The organism is Bradyrhizobium sp. 33ap4 (genome assembly GCF_032654765.1).
Taxonomy (GTDB): domain Bacteria; phylum Pseudomonadota; class Alphaproteobacteria; order Rhizobiales; family Xanthobacteraceae; genus Bradyrhizobium; species Bradyrhizobium australafricanum.
Map to the genome: position 1 here is coordinate 1 of NZ_JAUMTJ010000110.1, position 15,661 is coordinate 15,661.

General features: G+C 60.7%; 22 protein-coding genes. 12 read left to right on the forward strand and 10 right to left on the reverse strand.

Annotated elements, in window-relative coordinates; genetic code table 11:
* Positions 1 to 427: 427 nt before the first annotated feature.
* From Q2M23_RS42030 to Q2M23_RS44335, 4 genes are all read right to left on the reverse strand, one after another.
* Entirely contained in the window at positions 428 to 1,081 is a 654-nt protein-coding gene (locus tag Q2M23_RS42030) for a phasin family protein (protein ID WP_316399260.1), read from the reverse strand.
* Between the two features lie 421 nt (positions 1,082 to 1,502).
* Complete coding sequence (locus Q2M23_RS42035; RefSeq protein WP_316399284.1) at positions 1,503 to 1,994, reverse strand: low affinity iron permease family protein; 492 nt, start codon at positions 1,992 to 1,994, stop codon at positions 1,503 to 1,505.
* Positions 1,995 to 2,477: 483 nt separating this feature from the next.
* On the reverse strand, positions 2,478 to 3,665 hold the full coding sequence (locus tag Q2M23_RS42040) for an MFS transporter (protein WP_316399262.1): 1,188 nt from the start codon (positions 3,663 to 3,665) through the stop codon (positions 2,478 to 2,480).
* A 112-nt stretch (positions 3,666 to 3,777) separates the two neighbouring features.
* The gene (locus Q2M23_RS44335; RefSeq protein WP_410469839.1) at positions 3,778 to 4,155 is read right to left on the reverse strand and encodes a hypothetical protein; all 378 of its coding nucleotides are present in this window, start codon (positions 4,153 to 4,155) and stop codon (positions 3,778 to 3,780) included.
* An 812-nt stretch (positions 4,156 to 4,967) separates the two neighbouring features.
* Here Q2M23_RS44335 and Q2M23_RS42050 point away from each other — a divergent pair.
* A complete protein-coding gene (locus tag Q2M23_RS42050; protein ID WP_316399264.1) occupies positions 4,968 to 5,621 on the forward strand; it encodes a DUF433 domain-containing protein in 654 nt (217 codons plus the stop codon).
* Positions 5,618 to 6,031: a DUF5615 family PIN-like protein gene (locus Q2M23_RS42055; protein ID WP_316399266.1), complete on the forward strand. Its 414-nt coding sequence runs from the start codon at positions 5,618 to 5,620 to the stop codon at positions 6,029 to 6,031. The genes Q2M23_RS42050 and Q2M23_RS42055 overlap by 4 nt, the downstream gene beginning before the upstream one ends.
* A 176-nt stretch (positions 6,032 to 6,207) precedes the next feature.
* Here the strand turns inward: Q2M23_RS42055 and Q2M23_RS42060 are convergent, their stop codons facing one another.
* Entirely contained in the window at positions 6,208 to 7,128 is a 921-nt protein-coding gene (locus tag Q2M23_RS42060; protein ID WP_316399267.1) for an ArdC family protein, read from the reverse strand.
* 430 nt (positions 7,129 to 7,558) lie between these two features.
* Between Q2M23_RS42060 and Q2M23_RS42065 the strand changes: the two genes are divergently transcribed.
* The 4 genes from Q2M23_RS42065 (at position 7,559) to Q2M23_RS42080 (ending at position 10,093) form a co-directional block, all read left to right on the forward strand.
* Positions 7,559 to 7,792 carry a hypothetical protein gene (locus tag Q2M23_RS42065; RefSeq protein WP_316399268.1) on the forward strand — a complete coding sequence of 78 codons (234 nt, stop codon included), beginning with the start codon at positions 7,559 to 7,561 and terminating at the stop codon, positions 7,790 to 7,792.
* Positions 7,793 to 7,856: 64 nt separating this feature from the next.
* Complete coding sequence (locus tag Q2M23_RS42070; RefSeq protein WP_316399269.1) at positions 7,857 to 8,192, forward strand: hypothetical protein; 336 nt, start codon at positions 7,857 to 7,859, stop codon at positions 8,190 to 8,192.
* A gap of 163 nt (positions 8,193 to 8,355) precedes the next feature.
* Positions 8,356 to 8,940, forward strand: coding sequence for a hypothetical protein (locus Q2M23_RS42075; RefSeq protein WP_316399270.1), 585 nt, complete (start codon positions 8,356 to 8,358; stop codon positions 8,938 to 8,940).
* A 724-nt stretch (positions 8,941 to 9,664) separates the two neighbouring features.
* Entirely contained in the window at positions 9,665 to 10,093 is a 429-nt protein-coding gene (locus tag Q2M23_RS42080; RefSeq protein WP_316399271.1) for a hypothetical protein, read from the forward strand.
* A 19-nt stretch (positions 10,094 to 10,112) separates the two neighbouring features.
* Here the strand turns inward: Q2M23_RS42080 and Q2M23_RS42085 are convergent, their stop codons facing one another.
* Positions 10,113 to 10,541, reverse strand: coding sequence for a hypothetical protein (locus Q2M23_RS42085; RefSeq protein ID WP_316399272.1), 429 nt, complete (start codon positions 10,539 to 10,541; stop codon positions 10,113 to 10,115).
* A gap of 179 nt (positions 10,542 to 10,720) precedes the next feature.
* Here Q2M23_RS42085 and Q2M23_RS42090 point away from each other — a divergent pair, with 179 nt between their 5' ends.
* Complete coding sequence (locus tag Q2M23_RS42090) at positions 10,721 to 10,912, forward strand: CsbD family protein (RefSeq protein ID WP_316399273.1); 192 nt, start codon at positions 10,721 to 10,723, stop codon at positions 10,910 to 10,912.
* 294 nt (positions 10,913 to 11,206) lie between these two features.
* Here Q2M23_RS42090 and Q2M23_RS42095 read toward each other — a convergent pair whose 3' ends face one another.
* Positions 11,207 to 11,341: a hypothetical protein gene (locus Q2M23_RS42095; protein ID WP_316399274.1), complete on the reverse strand. Its 135-nt coding sequence runs from the start codon at positions 11,339 to 11,341 to the stop codon at positions 11,207 to 11,209.
* Positions 11,328 to 11,798 carry a S49 family peptidase gene (locus Q2M23_RS44340; protein WP_410469840.1) on the reverse strand — a complete coding sequence of 157 codons (471 nt, stop codon included), beginning with the start codon at positions 11,796 to 11,798 and terminating at the stop codon, positions 11,328 to 11,330. The genes Q2M23_RS42095 and Q2M23_RS44340 overlap by 14 nt, the downstream gene beginning before the upstream one ends.
* A gap of 26 nt (positions 11,799 to 11,824) precedes the next feature.
* On the opposite strand from Q2M23_RS44340, the gene Q2M23_RS44345 reads away from it, so the two are divergent.
* The 4 genes from Q2M23_RS44345 to Q2M23_RS42115 all read left to right on the forward strand — a co-directional run bounded on the left by Q2M23_RS44345 (position 11,825) and on the right by Q2M23_RS42115 (position 13,431).
* Positions 11,825 to 12,037 (forward strand): hypothetical protein, encoded by a 213-nt coding sequence (locus Q2M23_RS44345; protein WP_410469841.1) that lies wholly within the window; start codon positions 11,825 to 11,827, stop codon positions 12,035 to 12,037.
* 62 nt (positions 12,038 to 12,099) lie between these two features.
* Entirely contained in the window at positions 12,100 to 12,534 is a 435-nt protein-coding gene (locus Q2M23_RS42105; RefSeq protein WP_316399276.1) for a hypothetical protein, read from the forward strand.
* Positions 12,518 to 12,781, forward strand: a complete 264-nt coding sequence (locus Q2M23_RS42110) for a hypothetical protein (protein ID WP_316399277.1) — start codon at positions 12,518 to 12,520, stop codon at positions 12,779 to 12,781. The genes Q2M23_RS42105 and Q2M23_RS42110 overlap by 17 nt, the downstream gene beginning before the upstream one ends.
* A 428-nt stretch (positions 12,782 to 13,209) precedes the next feature.
* A complete protein-coding gene (locus Q2M23_RS42115) occupies positions 13,210 to 13,431 on the forward strand; it encodes a hypothetical protein (RefSeq protein WP_316399278.1) in 222 nt (73 codons plus the stop codon).
* Between the two features lie 291 nt (positions 13,432 to 13,722).
* Here the strand turns inward: Q2M23_RS42115 and Q2M23_RS42120 are convergent, their stop codons facing one another.
* Positions 13,723 to 13,935 (reverse strand): hypothetical protein, encoded by a 213-nt coding sequence (locus Q2M23_RS42120; protein WP_316399280.1) that lies wholly within the window; start codon positions 13,933 to 13,935, stop codon positions 13,723 to 13,725.
* Positions 13,936 to 14,791: 856 nt separating this feature from the next.
* A complete protein-coding gene (locus Q2M23_RS42125) occupies positions 14,792 to 15,019 on the reverse strand; it encodes a DUF6894 family protein (RefSeq protein WP_316399282.1) in 228 nt (75 codons plus the stop codon).
* Between the two features lie 126 nt (positions 15,020 to 15,145).
* On the opposite strand from Q2M23_RS42125, the gene Q2M23_RS42130 reads away from it, so the two are divergent.
* Positions 15,146 to 15,550 (forward strand): Crp/Fnr family transcriptional regulator, encoded by a 405-nt coding sequence (locus tag Q2M23_RS42130; RefSeq protein WP_316399283.1) that lies wholly within the window; start codon positions 15,146 to 15,148, stop codon positions 15,548 to 15,550.
* The last annotated feature ends 111 nt before the right edge of the window (positions 15,551 to 15,661 follow it).

A 15,661-nucleotide genomic window follows, 5' to 3' on the forward strand; every position in this document is an offset into this window, starting at 1 on the left:
CCATATCCTCACCGTCCTCACCGCCGCCGCCCGCACCATAGCATCTCCCTTGGAGGCTTTCGGACGCCGGCCGCCGAGCACGCGGTGACGTCCCTCAAGCGGCCGGCATCCGAAACCCTTCACAATAGGCGCCATCCTATTTTGGCGACCTCGGGCGGCAAGTAGCTGGCATTTGCCAAGGCTCTAATCGTCGCTCAACAGTTCGCCCGTCGACGAACTGACGAAGTGCAGCCGCAAACACGAAGGACAGACAGCGCGGCTTCGCCCTCTTCCCCTTGACCTTCGCAGTCAATGCACCGGATTTCTTTTCGAGTGAACGGACAGTGAAATCGAAGTGCGCGCATTGCGGGAGCCCTCTCGGCAAAAATGAATGACACATGAGCGGCATTCTCAACCGCTCATGTGTCAGCTTCGTAGATTGTATAGCTTAGGCTGCACGCTCCATGCGTTCGATAGTCTGGCTTATATGTTTGCCAGCATCGTCAGCGACCTTGAGCGATACGTCCGCCATCCGACGACTGCTCTGAAGTGCACTGTCGATCGTATCGCGCACCAGATCGCTGTGCACGGCTGCGACGTCATGCGGCGTGCGGCAACGCATGAGTTCGGTCATGCGATCCATGTTCCTGTTAATCTGCTGGCGAAGAAAGTCACGATACTCTCGAGCGACTCCATCCATCCCTTTAACGACAGCCGTCGCAGAGTACAGGATGGTCTCAGCGTTGCGCGCCGACCGTTCGGTTGCTTGCTGCGCCTCGTCTCCCGACAGACCGAAAGCCCGACCAATTTGGTCAGTGGAGCGCCCCAATATCGCCGTCGTCATCTCCATTCCGAAGCGCCAGCTATTCTGCAGCATCTCGGCGTTCTGTTGTAGCAGACCGGCGCTGGCTTTGGCGACTTCCTCGGTGGCCTGGGCCGCAGCTAATCCGATACGCCTCGTTTGCTCAGTGGTTCTCTCTCCTGTGCCCTGGATCGTTTGCTCAACGTTTGGGATAGACTTCTGCTCTGGACGCGGATTGGCCATTTTTGTTGCTCCATCGATGTTGGTTGTTGGGTGATCGATGCGATTTTTTGGCAGCAACGTGGTCCCTTGAGGCCCGTTCCTTAACAATTCGAATTTAATGAATGTTTCGGATTTTCTCGGGGCAGGAACGAGTGCCCGAAGCCACACCGTTTAGCGGTCGCGGTGGGTGCGAACGCCCCGTTGAGGTACGAGACAGTGGACCTGTCCCAATATAGCCGCTTCGGGTCTCACAAACCGAACCCGGCGGCCCGCTTGATCTTGGTCGACTTCCCTCCCAAAAGCGGAAATTGCAGCCTTCGGACGACGGGCCAGAAGCAAACATACGAGCCACACTTGGCGCATGTTGGGGAGATAGGCCGCTTTCGGCGGGCCATCGGCCATGCGCCGCACGTGGGGTATTCACTAGCGAGGTTTTCGATTCGATCATCGTACCAGCTTCGTGGCTGCGCCTCATCGTCCGCACGCGCACGTGAGTGTCTCACGTTCCGGAGCGGCCCGACCCGATCGGCTCAAGAGCACAGCGTGCCCTAGCCGGCGGCTTCGTTGTGGGACTCGCGCGCGCCGCCTCTGCGTTCGCTTCTATTTCGGCCGCGACCGCCTTCGCCCGTTCCTCGCTGCGGGCCCGCAGCTCCTCCAGCTCGTCCGCTGAGAGATGCTCGATGCCGACGAACGAATTCTGGACGGTGCCGGTTCGAATCAGTTCGTCCAGCTTTACCTGTATGGCGGCGCTATCCCGGTTCTGTGAGTTCTGTATCAGGAAGACCATCAGAAAGGTCACGATAGTCGTGCCGGTATTGATGACGAGCTGCCACTTGTCGGAGAAGTGGAAGAGAGGTCCGGTGACGGCCCAGACGAGGACCACCGCGCAAGCCAAAACGAAGGTGGAGGCGCGTCCTGCGGCCTGCGAGGCCTTGTTTGCAACGGACGCGAACAGGTGGCGCGGGTGCCGATCGTGATGGCTGTGACGCATGTACTCCTCAAGCAGGTAATCCTCGACCCGGAGCGTCGAAGGCACCATGGGTCCAAGTACGGAGGACAGGCGCGAGTTCCTCCAGTGGCCCGCTCGATGACACGGAAGATCCGCGTGCCGTCACGCTCGATGTCCGACCAATGGAAGATCGGCGTGCGTTCGGGCGCCACCCCGGCGATCGCCCGCAGCGCCTGTTGGTGGCGAGCGATGGATATCCGCCAACGTACATCGTCGTTCCGGATCCATCCGGATCTGCTTCACCACCGGTCGCCCGCCCCCAGTGCGCGACGCGCCGAGGCCGCTGGCGCCGCCTCGAGGCGAGGCTTGACACTGGAAGTGGACTCTCGGGTCCGCAGCCGAGCGTCGTTCTGTCAAGATCTAAAGCCGGAGACCCAGTGCGTCGGCCTGTCGTCAGGAACAAAACTCGAAGACCGGCCCACCGATACCGTCCTCGATCGCAGCAACCCGCTCGTTGGTTCAGCATCAAAGAAAGCTGACGGATCGGTCCCTCCCCTCACCGACGAAGCCGAACCACGCAAATGGGAGCGCTACGACACAGAGAGCCGCCATCGGGAAGAATGCGGCTCCTGCATATTGAGCGTAGAGGATACCAGACAACGAAGTCAGTGCGGCAGTAACGACGCCTGAACTAAACGCATAGAGGGCCTGGGCCGTTGCGGCCAGCCTTATTGGGACAAGCTTTCCCATCATGCGCATGCAAGCGAGATGAAGCAACGCGAAGGTCAATCCGTGTAAGGGCTGAATTATTGAGAGAAGCACGACAGAGGTCGTCACGCCAGCAATCAACCAGCGTATGATTCCGGCCGCGGCAGCCAGGGTCGCCGCCCCATGCACGCCAAACCGGTCGATCAATGCTGGACCAACGAGAAAGAATACGAACACTTCTGCAGCCACCGCTTCCGACCACAGGATGCTGATGACGGAAGTGCCTATTCCAGCATTGCTCCACCGGATCACAGCAAACGCATCGTGTATTGCGTGGCTCCCATAGACCAGAGCCGAAACAAAAATAAGGATCCGAAACCGCCGGATCGAGAAAAGTCCGTGCACCTTACCCGCGGCAAGCGACTGCTCCGTGTTTGGAGTGGCTTGGGTAGTCACAGCGGGCACCAACGCTGTGGCGCAAGCCGCCGCGATCAGCAGCGTGGCATTGATCCAGATGATTGGCGTAAGGTCACCAGGACCTATGAGTTGTCCAACGAGCAGCGTACCCAAAACGAAGGCCGCCGACGCAGAGCCCCGTATCCAACCATACTCAAAGGGCTTTCCAGCTATCTGAGGCTTCGCTGCATTCACCGACAAAGCGTCAGCAATCGAGGTGGTGGGAGCAAGTGCCGCAGCCTGGGCCAGCGTTAGAAGAAGCAATAGCCAGAATCTATCTGCCCAGATCAAAGCAAGTGCCATTCCCGCTGCCAACGCAGCACAGCTCGCGAATACAAGGCGCAATGAGCCGAAGACATCAGCGAGCCTTCCAACACAGGGGCCAGAGACAAGGCGCACTAAGATTGCAGCAGCCAGAATTGAACCGATCTGCTGAGGCGTTAGAGCTCTCGTCTCGAAAAATTTTGGCCAGTATGGTGAAGCCGCGCCGAACGCAGCGTACAGCGCAACGTAAAGAGCAATATAGGCGATTGGTCCAGTAATGCGCATAGCCTAAAGGCCCTGAAATCGCGCCGACGGCCCCTTTCTGCAACTTCCGGCCAAAGACTGAAGATATTCCGCAGGAGGCAGCAAACCCAACCGATCGACGGATATCCAGTTTCTATCCGAATTCACTGACTTGGCGCTGCGCAACGTGGAACCAAGCCACATCGTCCTTGTTTGCCGCTAAGGCAATTCGGGATATTGCCTGGAAGGCGCAGCTTCGAATCTGCAAGCGATATCGCATTTTAAGCGCTGCAAGGAAGAAGCCAACTGTCGTGGTTGCCGCGATCGCGCGAGAGCAACGGCATAGTTTCGCCCACTTCAGCATGCCGTCCTGCCGGGCGAAGATCGTGTGCTCGACCCAGTTGACCCGGTCCACCCATTCGCCGTCCTTCTTGTAGCAGGCGTTCGAGGCGATTGAGATCATGAGGTTCTGGCCGACTTCCTTGATTTTGCCGACGCGGCCGATCTGGTTCACTTCACAAAGCTGGGTCATCGTTCTCTCCATCGTTTGGGACATCGCACTGTTGCGATAGCGGTCTCAAAGCGCCGGGAAGAAGCGACGGAAGCCGCAAAGGCCGTTAGGCCGCCGCGGGCGAGCGCAGCGCTGCGCCCCGCCCGCGACGGGGAATTTTGGAGTGAGCGTAGCGAACGGCCGCGGGGAATTGCCGCCGCAGGCGGAAGGGGACAATTCTCCGTCGCAGGGGCCGAAGCCGCTTCGACGGCGCTAGACCAGGCCATCGTTGCAACGGTGCATGGCACTCCAGGCGATGCAGAGAAAAGGCCCGGCATTTTCTGAGAAGAACCGATGGTCGTCGGCTTGGTCGAGGCGGGCTTGAACTCCGGCTCTCGGCGCCGAAACGGCGGTTCAACGAGGAAACGGGAAAAGCGGGACTGGGCCAACTGGGTCAAGCACATCATCGCAAGGTTGCGGCGCGGCGATGCAGAGCGGGATGCACGATCTGAGGCCCGGGACCTCGACAGGATTTGTCCGCTGCCCTCGTCACGCGGGTGGGGGATGGCCAAAAGCGTCGGCCGATGCACCGCGCGTTCAACTGGAGCGCTCCGCTCGTCGCCGCGGCGTGATGGCGAGGGCGGGATCGAGGATGTCGCCGGCCTGCGAGCCAGGTCGTTCCAGTCGCGATCGGGTTGGCGGCGGGTGCGATCGATGATCTCGATGCGCGGACGGGCCTTGGCTCGACGATCGGCACCAACAGGCGGGCCTGGCGTCCAGCGGGTCGAGCCTTGAAATTCGCCTCCTGAAACTATATATTCCGATCGATCGGAAACTTTTTCAGAGGTGCGATCATGGCCGCAGCAGCGGAATTGCTCAAGCCGACCGAGGCCGCGGTTGTCGCGCGGGTCAACCTGCGCGACGTCAACCGCGCGATCGATGAACATATCCTCTCGGACGCCTTCATCTCGCTCGACAATGGCCGCCAGGTCCTCGCCAGCGCCTGCTCGCTGATCTCGTTCTACTTCGACAGCGCCAGACAGCTGACATCGGAAGAGCGGCTGCATGCGATCCGGCAGGCCGAGCCAAAGCTGCTGGCCGCTCGTGCCGAGGCTTGGGTGACATTGCTGCGCAAAGATTGGACCGTGCGCAACGACTTCCTGACAATCGACCTTGCACCCTTCCTGCGCAGGACGCTGGAGCGCTTGGACGTGCTGACTGCCGCGCGTGATATGGTGACGTCCTCGCCCGATGTCCTCGGTGGCGCGCCCGTCATCAGGGGGACCCGCATTCCTGTCTACGACGTCGCTGCGGCGCTTGCCGCCGGCGCCACGCCGACGCGCCTCCTTGAGGCCTATCCTGGCCTCACCGAGGAGCAGGTCGAGCTGGCCGCTGTCTACGCCGAGGCGACGCCGCCGCGCGGGCGCCCGCGCGCGACAGCCCAGCTGCCTGAGGGGGCTGTCATCGTCAGCGACCGCCGTGTCCCACGGAGCAAGAAGTCGGGATGAAGTTTCTGATCGATGAGTGTCTGAGTCCGGAGCTTGCCAAATTGGCCATTGAGCGCGGATACGGTGAAAGTAGCCACATCGTCTGGATGAAGCTCAGCGGCCGCAAGGATTGGGAGCTCAAGACCATCATCGTCGATGGTGATTGGACGTTCGTAACCAAAAACTCGGTCGACTTTCGCGGTCCGAAAGACGAACCGGGGACAAAAGGGCAATACGCTGACGTCGCCATCCATGCCGGTCTGGTCTGCCTGAACGGATCGACTGGCATGGACCTCGACATGCAAGTCGAGCTGTTCGAGCAAGCCCTCGCCGACCTCGAGGCGGACGCCGATCTCGTCAACCAGGTTCTCGAAGTCACCGCCGAGGAGGAAGACCTGCGGGTCCTGCGTTACGCCTTGCCACGCGATTGAACACGATGCGGCGCCGCCTTTGGACGCGGCCGTGTGAGGCAATGCGCCTGGTTGTCTTGGGCCGAGCGAAGCGAGGCGCGAGATCCGGCTCGCAGCGACGTAAGCCGCGAAGTGAGAACGAGGAGCGGAAGCCGCGTTGCGGCGATGCGCGACTTCCTTCCTCGATGAAAAGCACGCTATGCTGCAGACTCTTGCGACTGGCTGCTGAACGCCAGCAAATAGGCTGTCGCAGCGGTCGCGGCGGTTGCTGCTTGAAAGATCGCTCGCTTGTCCTCTTTGAGAATTGCGAGGTACTGAGCGATATACTGAGCGTGATCCGGACGCGGTTCGTTGGTGATTTCGAGTTCGGCGCACAGGAACGTAGCACCGAGTTCCGCAATCAGCTCCTCGAAGCAATAGGGTTTGTCGGCAAAGCGCTTGCCTTTCTCGCGGTTCAGGCGATGGAGGGCGCCGCTGAAATGCGTCAGTTCATGCAGCACTGTGGAATAGAAACTCTCTTGCGGTGAGCTCGTGGGCGAGCCGAGGAATGCGCTCGGATCGGGAACACGGATGCGATCGGTCCTGCGATCATAGAAAGCCTGCGTCCCGCCGTATTCGATCACCGCGCCCGTGGCAGCAATCGCCTTGTCCGCCTGGCCCAGGCGTTCGAACAAGGGCGCTGTGGGAAGCTCTGGCGTCGCGGCCGTGACGCCGTCGACCTGTTCGGCGTTGAAAACCCACGAGGCGCGAGCGAACGGGATGGAGTGGGCGTCTTCACCCTGCCCTTGCTCGGGGTCGGGGTTCTGGATCTCCAGAGTCTTGTAGAATACGATCGGCGTCCCCTTCTCGCCCTTGCGGACTTGCGCGCCACTGCTCTGCCACTGTTTGAAGGTTGCCCATTGATGCGAGCGATAGCCGAGGGCTTGGGCGGTGATCCACAGCGACAGCACATTGACGCCGCGATAGGCTCGTTTCGTCGAGGCGTTGACTGGCGTCCTCGTGCTGGCACCCTGATGCCATGGCAGAACGAAATTCCCGGCGCCGGCCTCAATGGCCTGAACAATGCGGCTCGTGATGTTCTGATGAACGTCGAAGCGATCTCTTGCAGGTTTGGTCATTGCGCCCTCTTGAAGTTGACGCAGCGCGTGCATGGCCCTTGCCATGCCGCCTGCCCGTCGGCGAGACCGGGGTTTCGGGGGGGCAAGAGCTTGTTTCGGCGCCGGCGATGCCGGCGCGCATCCGATGGTGCGCAACGCGGTTGCACCGAGCCGCGCAGCGCGACGTGCGACCGACTTGCTGCCTCGGAGGGCGAAAGAAGATCTTGCTGGGGGTGAGGGGCAGTGCCCCTCATGTCCCCCGCTCTATTGAGCGCAGCGGACGGGCATGCCCGCGAAGCGCGGCATTAGCCACACAGCGGCGGCTTCGCGACAACGATCGTGACCCAGGGCGGCGACGGCGCAGGCGGCTCCCACGCCGTCCCGCATCATGTGCCGGTCGCCGAAGTCCCGCGCGGGCTGCCACTTCGCCGCCGCCATCGGGCTCCGATCCATGCTCGAAGATTTCACGCCGACGATCCCCGATTGGGCGCAGGATCAGCACACGATCAAGGACAAGGCGATGGGGCGTGGCCTCGATCACCCCCGCAAAGCGGGCGCGAAGCTGATCCCGCCGCCGCCCGGCGGTGACCCCTTCCCGGGACGATCGATCTCGCGGCGAAGCGGCACGCGGATCGGCGTACCGCGCGCCTTGGCCTCAGGAATGGTGCTCGATCTTTTGCAATAAGCTCGGCCTATTCGTTGCAAACCACCGCGATTATCGTCGTCGATCATTCGAGCGAGGGCACGTCATGGCGAACAGCAATCAGCATCAGGCCCTTGGTTTCGGCGCACGGCCGCACGTCGGGAACGGGGCCGGCTTTCCGACAGGCGATGCCAGCGACGTTGTCGCCGGCCCATTGTTGCCCGGCATAATGGCGATGAACATCGGCGATCCGATGGATATTCTACCGAACGAGGCGCGCGGGAAGGTCGAGCAAATGCGGCTGCGGCGCGAAGAACCTCAACGCTATACCTCAGCGGCTTCGAGAGCGAGCAAGCGGTGCGCATTTCGATCGTCAAAAATGAGCAGCGCATTGCCGAACTGCAAAAGCCGCGCGGTATGGTGGCTACGAACTCGACGATGACGCGCCGCAGGTTGTCGCGGAGCGAAGGAAGCTGGACCGCGCGCGCGTGAACCGACTGCTTGCCGCGCTAGAGCCACGAGATTCTGAGAGCACGCACCTCGGCCGATTGCTTCAAAATAGCGAGGTGGCGATCCGCTCGCGCCCTGCCGGGACGGTCGCCCGGATGGTTGAGACCGAGGTGCCGAGTTTCAAAGGCGACCTGACGACGGCGATCGAAGCGCGCCGCCGCCGGCTGCGCGAGTTGCAATCTGATTTGCAGCGGACACGATGCGCGCCGTGGCCGTCGCCGGATCGGAAGCAGGCGATGATCGCTCAAGTCGAGGCGCTGGCCGAGGCGGGCCGGCCGGACGTGAACGGCAGCGTCGCGTACGCCGAGGATGTCCGTTGGCCGCTCGCAACGCACCGTGTCGATGTTCACAACAGCGCTCCCGGTGCGGTGGGCTTCGTGCAGATGCCCGACACTCTGATCGAATTGGCAAAGTCGCAAGGGTTGCCGGCCGAGTATCGGGACACCACCGATCCACTTGCGATGCTTTCGATCAAGTGGGTCGCGGCGCCGTTGCCTGCACCGCGGGCGGCGCCGGTGAAGCCGGTCTCGTGCGCCGAATTGGCCCCTGACACATCCGGATGCGCTGCCGGCTCGCATCGGCACGGTGGCGCGGCGCCCGGCGGGGTCGGCTTCCTATGCACCCATCCGCCGGGAGCACCACAGGCGCTTATCTGGGATCGGGATGGCCGGGCGCGGTGATTTACCCCAGTCAGGGACCGTTTACGGGCCAAGGAACAAAAACACCCGGTCAAATACGCGCGAACCGGACCCCGGCCCCCGGCGTTCGGACCCTCTCAAAGTCGCTTTTTGCCAGGGGTCTAGCCGATTTTCTCAGCAATCCTTACCAGGGTCTCTTATGCACTGTTATGGGCATATAGATTTCTATGGGACGCAATGCGTTCTACGCCTTTGAGTGGCGGCCTACCCTATCGAGCCCGATTGATCGCAATTGCCTCGAATTCATGGATCAATGGGACCTCGTTCATCGATCGGCTACCAATTCCTGCCAATATCCCGCCATTACAGGCAGGTCGCGGTCAGCGGCAGCATTCCGAAATTTCTTTTAAACCCTTCTTTTTCCGAAGGCGAAGGTCATGCTCAAAGGCTTCGCAATTGCAGTCATAGCGCTGTCCAGCGCATCGCAAGTCGATCGGTACTTCACCCATGGCAGGTACACCGACGCCATCATGGCAATGCTGAGCCAGATGAGGCACTCGTTCGGTATTTGAACCGCATCGGCCAGTACGCGGACACATTTTCCGATCGCCAAGGCATACGAGCAAACGCTGCGCGCGCTCTCCGTCAGGGATGGTGATGACCCGCTCACGGAAATGATCGCGAAGACAATCATCGAGGTTGCGCAGACCCGAATTGCCGATCCGGCAGAGATTTCGGCGCAGGCGATCAGGGAATTGGAAATTCGGTGACCGATCCGAGTTGGACGATGATGACCACCGAACCAAAGGAGATCATCGTGTCCCCCCTGATACTCACGGGTGCTGGTGTATCTGCGGATATAGGCTCATTTGTCGCTCTCGAAATCGCCGATGAAAAAAGAGCTTTCGAGACCGCGCGACGGATCGCTGAGACTACCGGACGTGAGGTGATCATCCGTGATGCGAACTGGGTTGAGCTACTGACCATTTCGGGTGGAAAGAGGCGAAATCCCTCGACGAGGGATGTCGCCGCCGCCAAGCCGAATCGCCTTGGCCGAACCAGATCAGGCGTTGACGTTGGTGCTCGCCGCGGTTGGACAGGGGAAGTTTTGGACATCAACTTGACGGACCAGCAGCAAAGGACATTCGAGGAACTCAACCTCAAGCCTGGCGATGTTTGCAGACTGACAAAGTAAGGCGCCTGCATTGCGATGCCTACGTAGGCTTACGCCGTTCGCGCTCAGCCCTGTTCGCTGCTTTGAGCAGGTCTCCGATGTAGTCGGAGATGTCGCCGATCTCAGCTTGCAAGTCGGCCGCCGAGAAACCCTGCTCCTTGGCAGCCGCGACAAGACGGCGGGTCAGTTCGGCCAGTGAACAAGCCCTCGTCGTGGTGACACTCAGCACCGCAACGCTGATCGCGTCCGTCGCCCTCTTAGTATCCGCATGGTAAGGCCGTCTCAGGTTAGCGCCTCCATGCTGAGATCTTGAGTCCTGACCATTTTCGTCGGCCTGCCTCGCAAGCTTTCTCCATTCTTCTGCTGCCTGCAACCAAGCTTCCTTCGCGCTCGCTGTCGTGGCCTTGGCCGCCTCGATGTCGCATTCAGCGGCCTTCTGTCGGTAACGTTCAGCGTCCCGTTTGGACATGTGCTTGGCGGCTACTTCGGCGAAGGATCGATCCTAATTAGCGTCCCGGAGCGCTCTTGCGCAGCCGTATGACTACGGTGCTGTCGCCCCGGGGCGCGTGGAAACCGCCGCGTGCCCTTAGGAACCCACCGCGCGACTCTTTCGTTGTCGTGTATCCCGGACAGCAAAGGAACACGACCATGGATCGTGAACACGTGAAGGGCGTTGCCGACAAGGCAAAAGGCGCCATCAAGGAAGGTGCCGGTAAGATCAGCGGTGACAAGGACCTCAAAGCCGAAGGCAAGATTGATAAGGCCAAGGGTTCCGCGCACAAGGCCGCAGGAGACGTAAAGGATGCATCGCGCGACGCAGCTGATGCCCTCAAAAAATAGACAAGATCAAGCCGCCTTCGGGCGGCTTTTTTGCCACCTGGATTAGCGGCTCGGAAGACAGAAATTGATGCAACCCCTGTTCGTCGAATGGAATGAGAAATTTTCGCTGGAATGACGAGGAAATAAATCGGCTGAAAGCATTGATTGCTTCAGGAGCAAGCGCGGCTCGGGCCTCTGCTGCCCTACGCCGTCCACTCGCGTCTGTTCATCGACAAGCCCGGAAATTGGGGATGCGATTTCCATCAATCCCTGAAGAGCGCAGGCGAATAAAACTATTGCTCAAGGATTAAGCGGTCAATCGAACGCCAGCGCCGATCGACGGCGCGAACTCGGCCGCGGCGCGCGCTGCTGCAGCATACCTCCGATGACCTGATCGAGCGTTGCGATCGGGTCCGCCATGCCGCGCGAAACGGCCTCACGCGCTACCATGCGGCCCTGACGAGCTCCTCGCGGACCTTGGTCTTTGAGACGCGACGGCCGCTCGCGACCGCCTTGACGAAATCGGCGCCAGCCTCGTTTGCCCGGTCTTGCGGATAGGCTCGAGCCTCGTCCGACAGTAGCGCAAACGGATGCGCCTCGTTTTTATTCGGCGATTCTCGGAACGAACGATCGTCATCTTGATCCCCACCCGGTCGAGCCAGCCGGAAATATCCTGGTGCATGATGATGGCGCCAATCGAGCCGACGTCGGCGGACGGCGTAATCACCAGCTCGCCGGCCTGCGAGGCAAATCCAATACGCCGCCGAGGCCGCAAGCGTATTCGCGACCGCGATGACAGGTTTCTTTGCCGACGCCGCGGCGACCGCAGCTGCGGCCTCGACCGTTGCCGAGACCGTTCCGCCTGGACTGTCGACGTCGAGGGTGATGCCGGCGACGTCCTGGTCATCGGCTGCGCGCGTAACCTGCGCGGCAATGCCGGTAAGGCTCGAGCCGAACCAGCTGCCGCGCGGCGTCAGGCCGCCGGCGACCGAGACCAGCGCGATCTTGCTCGCCGAACTCGAGGCCTGCGCCGCGGCGGCTGCAGCTGCGGCCTGCCGCTGCTCGGCGCGCGCGAGGCGATCGGCCAGCGCCGAGACCTCGAGCGCGACCAGCGCGTCGATCGTCGTGATCTGCGAAAGCAGCTGACACAGATCCACCTGGGACGGACGGTCAGGCGCATCCGGCTGGCGACCGAGCGCAGCCCGCCTTTGGACAGCATCGCAGTGCCGCTGCCCGCGCCGCCCTACGCGACCGGCGGCGCGTCGGACCTGGTGGGTGCCAAGGCTCGCTGCCGGGAGGCCTGGGAGCGGTTCTACGCCGAAGAGCATCGAGCACTGGGCATCATACCCAGGACGCGAGTGAGGGGCGGTTTGGCCGATCTGAGGAACGCCGACTGGCCTCGATTGTTAGAATGCATTATGGCGCCTCCCGTCACCGTTCATTTCACCTGCATCAGCTGCGGCATCGTCTATTCAGCGAGCCAGGAACGCAGCGCAACCGATACCAATACTTCCGGGACCTTCGATTGCTGGCAGTGCGGAAAGCTTGTTCATCACTGGGCCGGGATCTACGACTATAACGGATGGAGAATCACCTGCGTGCTGCCCAAGCAACCCAAGATGAGAAATGAAATACGTGGGTGACCGCCCCTACTCCGACCCCGAGCAAGCCGCCCGCAGGATCATGGAGCACGCCCGCGCCTTTGAGCCAGTCCAGGATGGCAGGATCTACATCGAGAAGATCAACTATCCGATGCTCTACCAGGACAAGGCGACGCCAGCCGAGTATTGGGCTGGTCTGGAGTACGCCAGGGATCAGGGCTGGCTCGAGTACCACGAGAGCGGGAGGTTCGTGAGGATTCTGCAGCCTGGCAAAGACCTTGTCGCGTGACGGCCTAAAGAAACGGCCCAGCGAGCGGTTGGGTGAAGGCAGGGCCCTGGGTGAACCTTTTCTCGCCCCGGCAAGACCGATCAATATCCGGGATTTTGTTAGTACCCTCTCGGGCTGGAAGGCCACGCCGCCTGTAAGATTTTCAAACGGGCGGCGTAGCTTTGTGGCCTTCTCCTCTGGAACGACACTGAGCACTCCGACGATTGCAACGATCCCTTCCGCCAGCTCCATGCGGAGCTCATTGTCCCAAAGAAACGGCCCCAGCGAGGGGGGCACGTCGCCGGGGCCTGGTCTTCCGTTGGTGTTGTCCAATGCCATTGGCGGGTAGCATCTGGACACCCCGGTAACTGCCTCAGCGCCGGCCTGTTCCAAAAATCCGCCTTGGTTCTCTGGCTAGAAACAATCCGCTCAGGCATCGCTTTACGGTTATGCAGCTCGCTACCGAAATTCATCTGGTTCGCGTGACGACCGATGACGGTGAGGTCCAAATCTGGCTCGCCGCGACCTCGCGCGAAAAAGCGGTTGATCGAGTGCTGGACGAAATCCCGGAAGGATGGGCTGTTAGCCTCATTCAGCGACAGCTTGCCGCCGATCACGTCCCAATCCTCAACATGGCGGTCGGAGAGGTCCGCCGCCACCGCCTGTCCTGAAGAAACGGCCCCAGCACCCTTGGAGGTGATGCTGAGGCCGTTCCTCATTTCCAGCCTTGCCGAGCCGCCGATGCAATAACTAGGCGCCCCTCTGGGCTCTAAAAATTGTCCTTAATGGAAACCGCCATGCCCAGTGGGCGGATGATCGAATCAAACTGTGAGCCAGTCAATTAACTTGGGTGAATCAAAGGTAAATAAGCTGCTGCTTTTGCCCGGATGCTTAACGGGTGTCTTAATTCACCGCGCGAGTGTCCTAATTGGCGGTGCCAGACTTGAAAAATTCGAAATGCGTCATGATGCCACCTGGCGCTCTCTGCGAAGCACCTCCAGCGCATGCCACATCTCTGGGGTGAAGCTGGCGCCGAGCGCGAGCGATGCAATAGTCACTTCCGCTGGCGTGCGTTCACGTAGGGAGGCTACCAGCTCCGTCACGCGCTCGTTGTCAAGGCCGGTCGCTTCCACGTTGTTCGCTCGGATGGTTGCAGTCGCGGTGAGCGGAGCCATTCGCTCATGCGCGCGCCGGCTTCGGCTTGCCGGGCTAGCTTGAGAAGGGTTTCTCGCTCAGCGCCTGCGGAAAGCGCTTTGGCACGTTCGCGAAACTGACTCGCTCGTTCTTGGAGCCGCTGTTCCAGCGAATGAGTTTGTGGCTTGTACCGGCGACGATGCTGCATGGCACACCTCGAAATACGGGGTCCTAATCCGTAGGGTTTCAAATAGGGAACCATCCCTATTATGCCTCAGCAAGGCTGACCGTTCCCTCCCGAATCTACATTAAGTACAGGATCGTGGCCTCCTAACCGGAGGCGCCGGTTATCCCGGCGCGCGGGGAAGTGAACCAGTGAGCCGAAAGGGCAAGAGAACCGGGGCAAAATGTGCTTTGGTCGGGTCAATGACGCCGCCCGATCTCAGCCTCCCGAATGACGTAGAGACGCTGAAGGCCATTCACGCAGCGTGCACCACAACGTGCGTTACCTTCGGGAAACTCCCTTGAACGAGCTGGCGCAGTGCAATCGCTTTGAGCTAGTCGCGGGATTCGGTTTTCGCTGTAAACAGGCTCGACTGACGTTGCTTCGGGATTTCTGAGTGGCTTACTGAATCTACTCTTTGGACTGGCAACGCACCTGATTGGCGATGGCCGGCGCTTGAGGATGCGGGAGCGGCCCGCGGGATTCCAAGCAAATCGCTGACGCCGCCGTGGCGCGCAATGGCCTTCGATAACGTCGTTCTTACTCTTCGTCAGCGCGAAGCGGCCGAGTTTTTCACCAGGTAATCGCCCGAGCCTACCTTCTGGTGATCCGGCCCGAAGCGCTGAGCGCTTGGTGCCTCCTTGCGTCGCTTGACTGCGATCGGACAAAAGAAGTCAGTGCCGTTCGGCGAATATGTGGACGACGCAAATCGGGTTTGCGGCCTCATCGGTTACTTCCAGCCGCCATTCCTGGCCGGGCTTCAGCGCGCCATCGAGATCTTGGAGGAGTTGTCCGGCGGTGAAAGTAGCCTCCTTCCAGGCTGCGTCCTTGCCGGGAAGGTCCACGCCGGTTTCATCCGCACAGCGTTTCCCATGCTCAATGTGAAAAAAATACCGGGGCATTCCAGACTGTTTCGCGGCTCACTGCGTTGAAGCTGCAGAAACAATTGACCACATTGAAGGTCGTTCCATGTGTATCTCGGCGGAACCGGGCGGCCTCTGCCCGAACGCTCTTTCAAGGAGCCTCGGATGCCCATCGAGATGATGATTCGCAAGTTGCGGCTCCACTCCGAGTTGCCTGATGAAAATATCGAGGCGTTACGCTCCATCGTGACGCCGGTAAAGGATTTGCCGGAGGATTCCGTCATCGTTCGCGAGGGCGACCTCAGCACCCAATGCTGCGTTGTCATGAGCGGGTTTGCCTACCGGTCCAAAGTTTCGGAAACCGGCAAGCGGCAAATCCTGTCGTTTCACATTGCAGGCGACATGCCTGACCTTCAGGGTTTGCCCTTGAAGCGGATGGACCACGACCTAACGACGCTCTCGCAGGCACGGCTTGGCTTTATAAATCACGACGCGCTCGAGCGGATCCTTGATTCCAGGCCGGCTCTGGTAAGAGCTCTCTGGCGAGAGACGCTTTGCGCCGGCGCATGATCGAAGACATGACGATCTGCAAGTTGGCGCCGAGGACCCAACATGACTACGTGCAAAGGGTCAAGAACTTCGCGGCGTTTCTCGGGCGCTCGCCTGATACGGCGAGCTTCG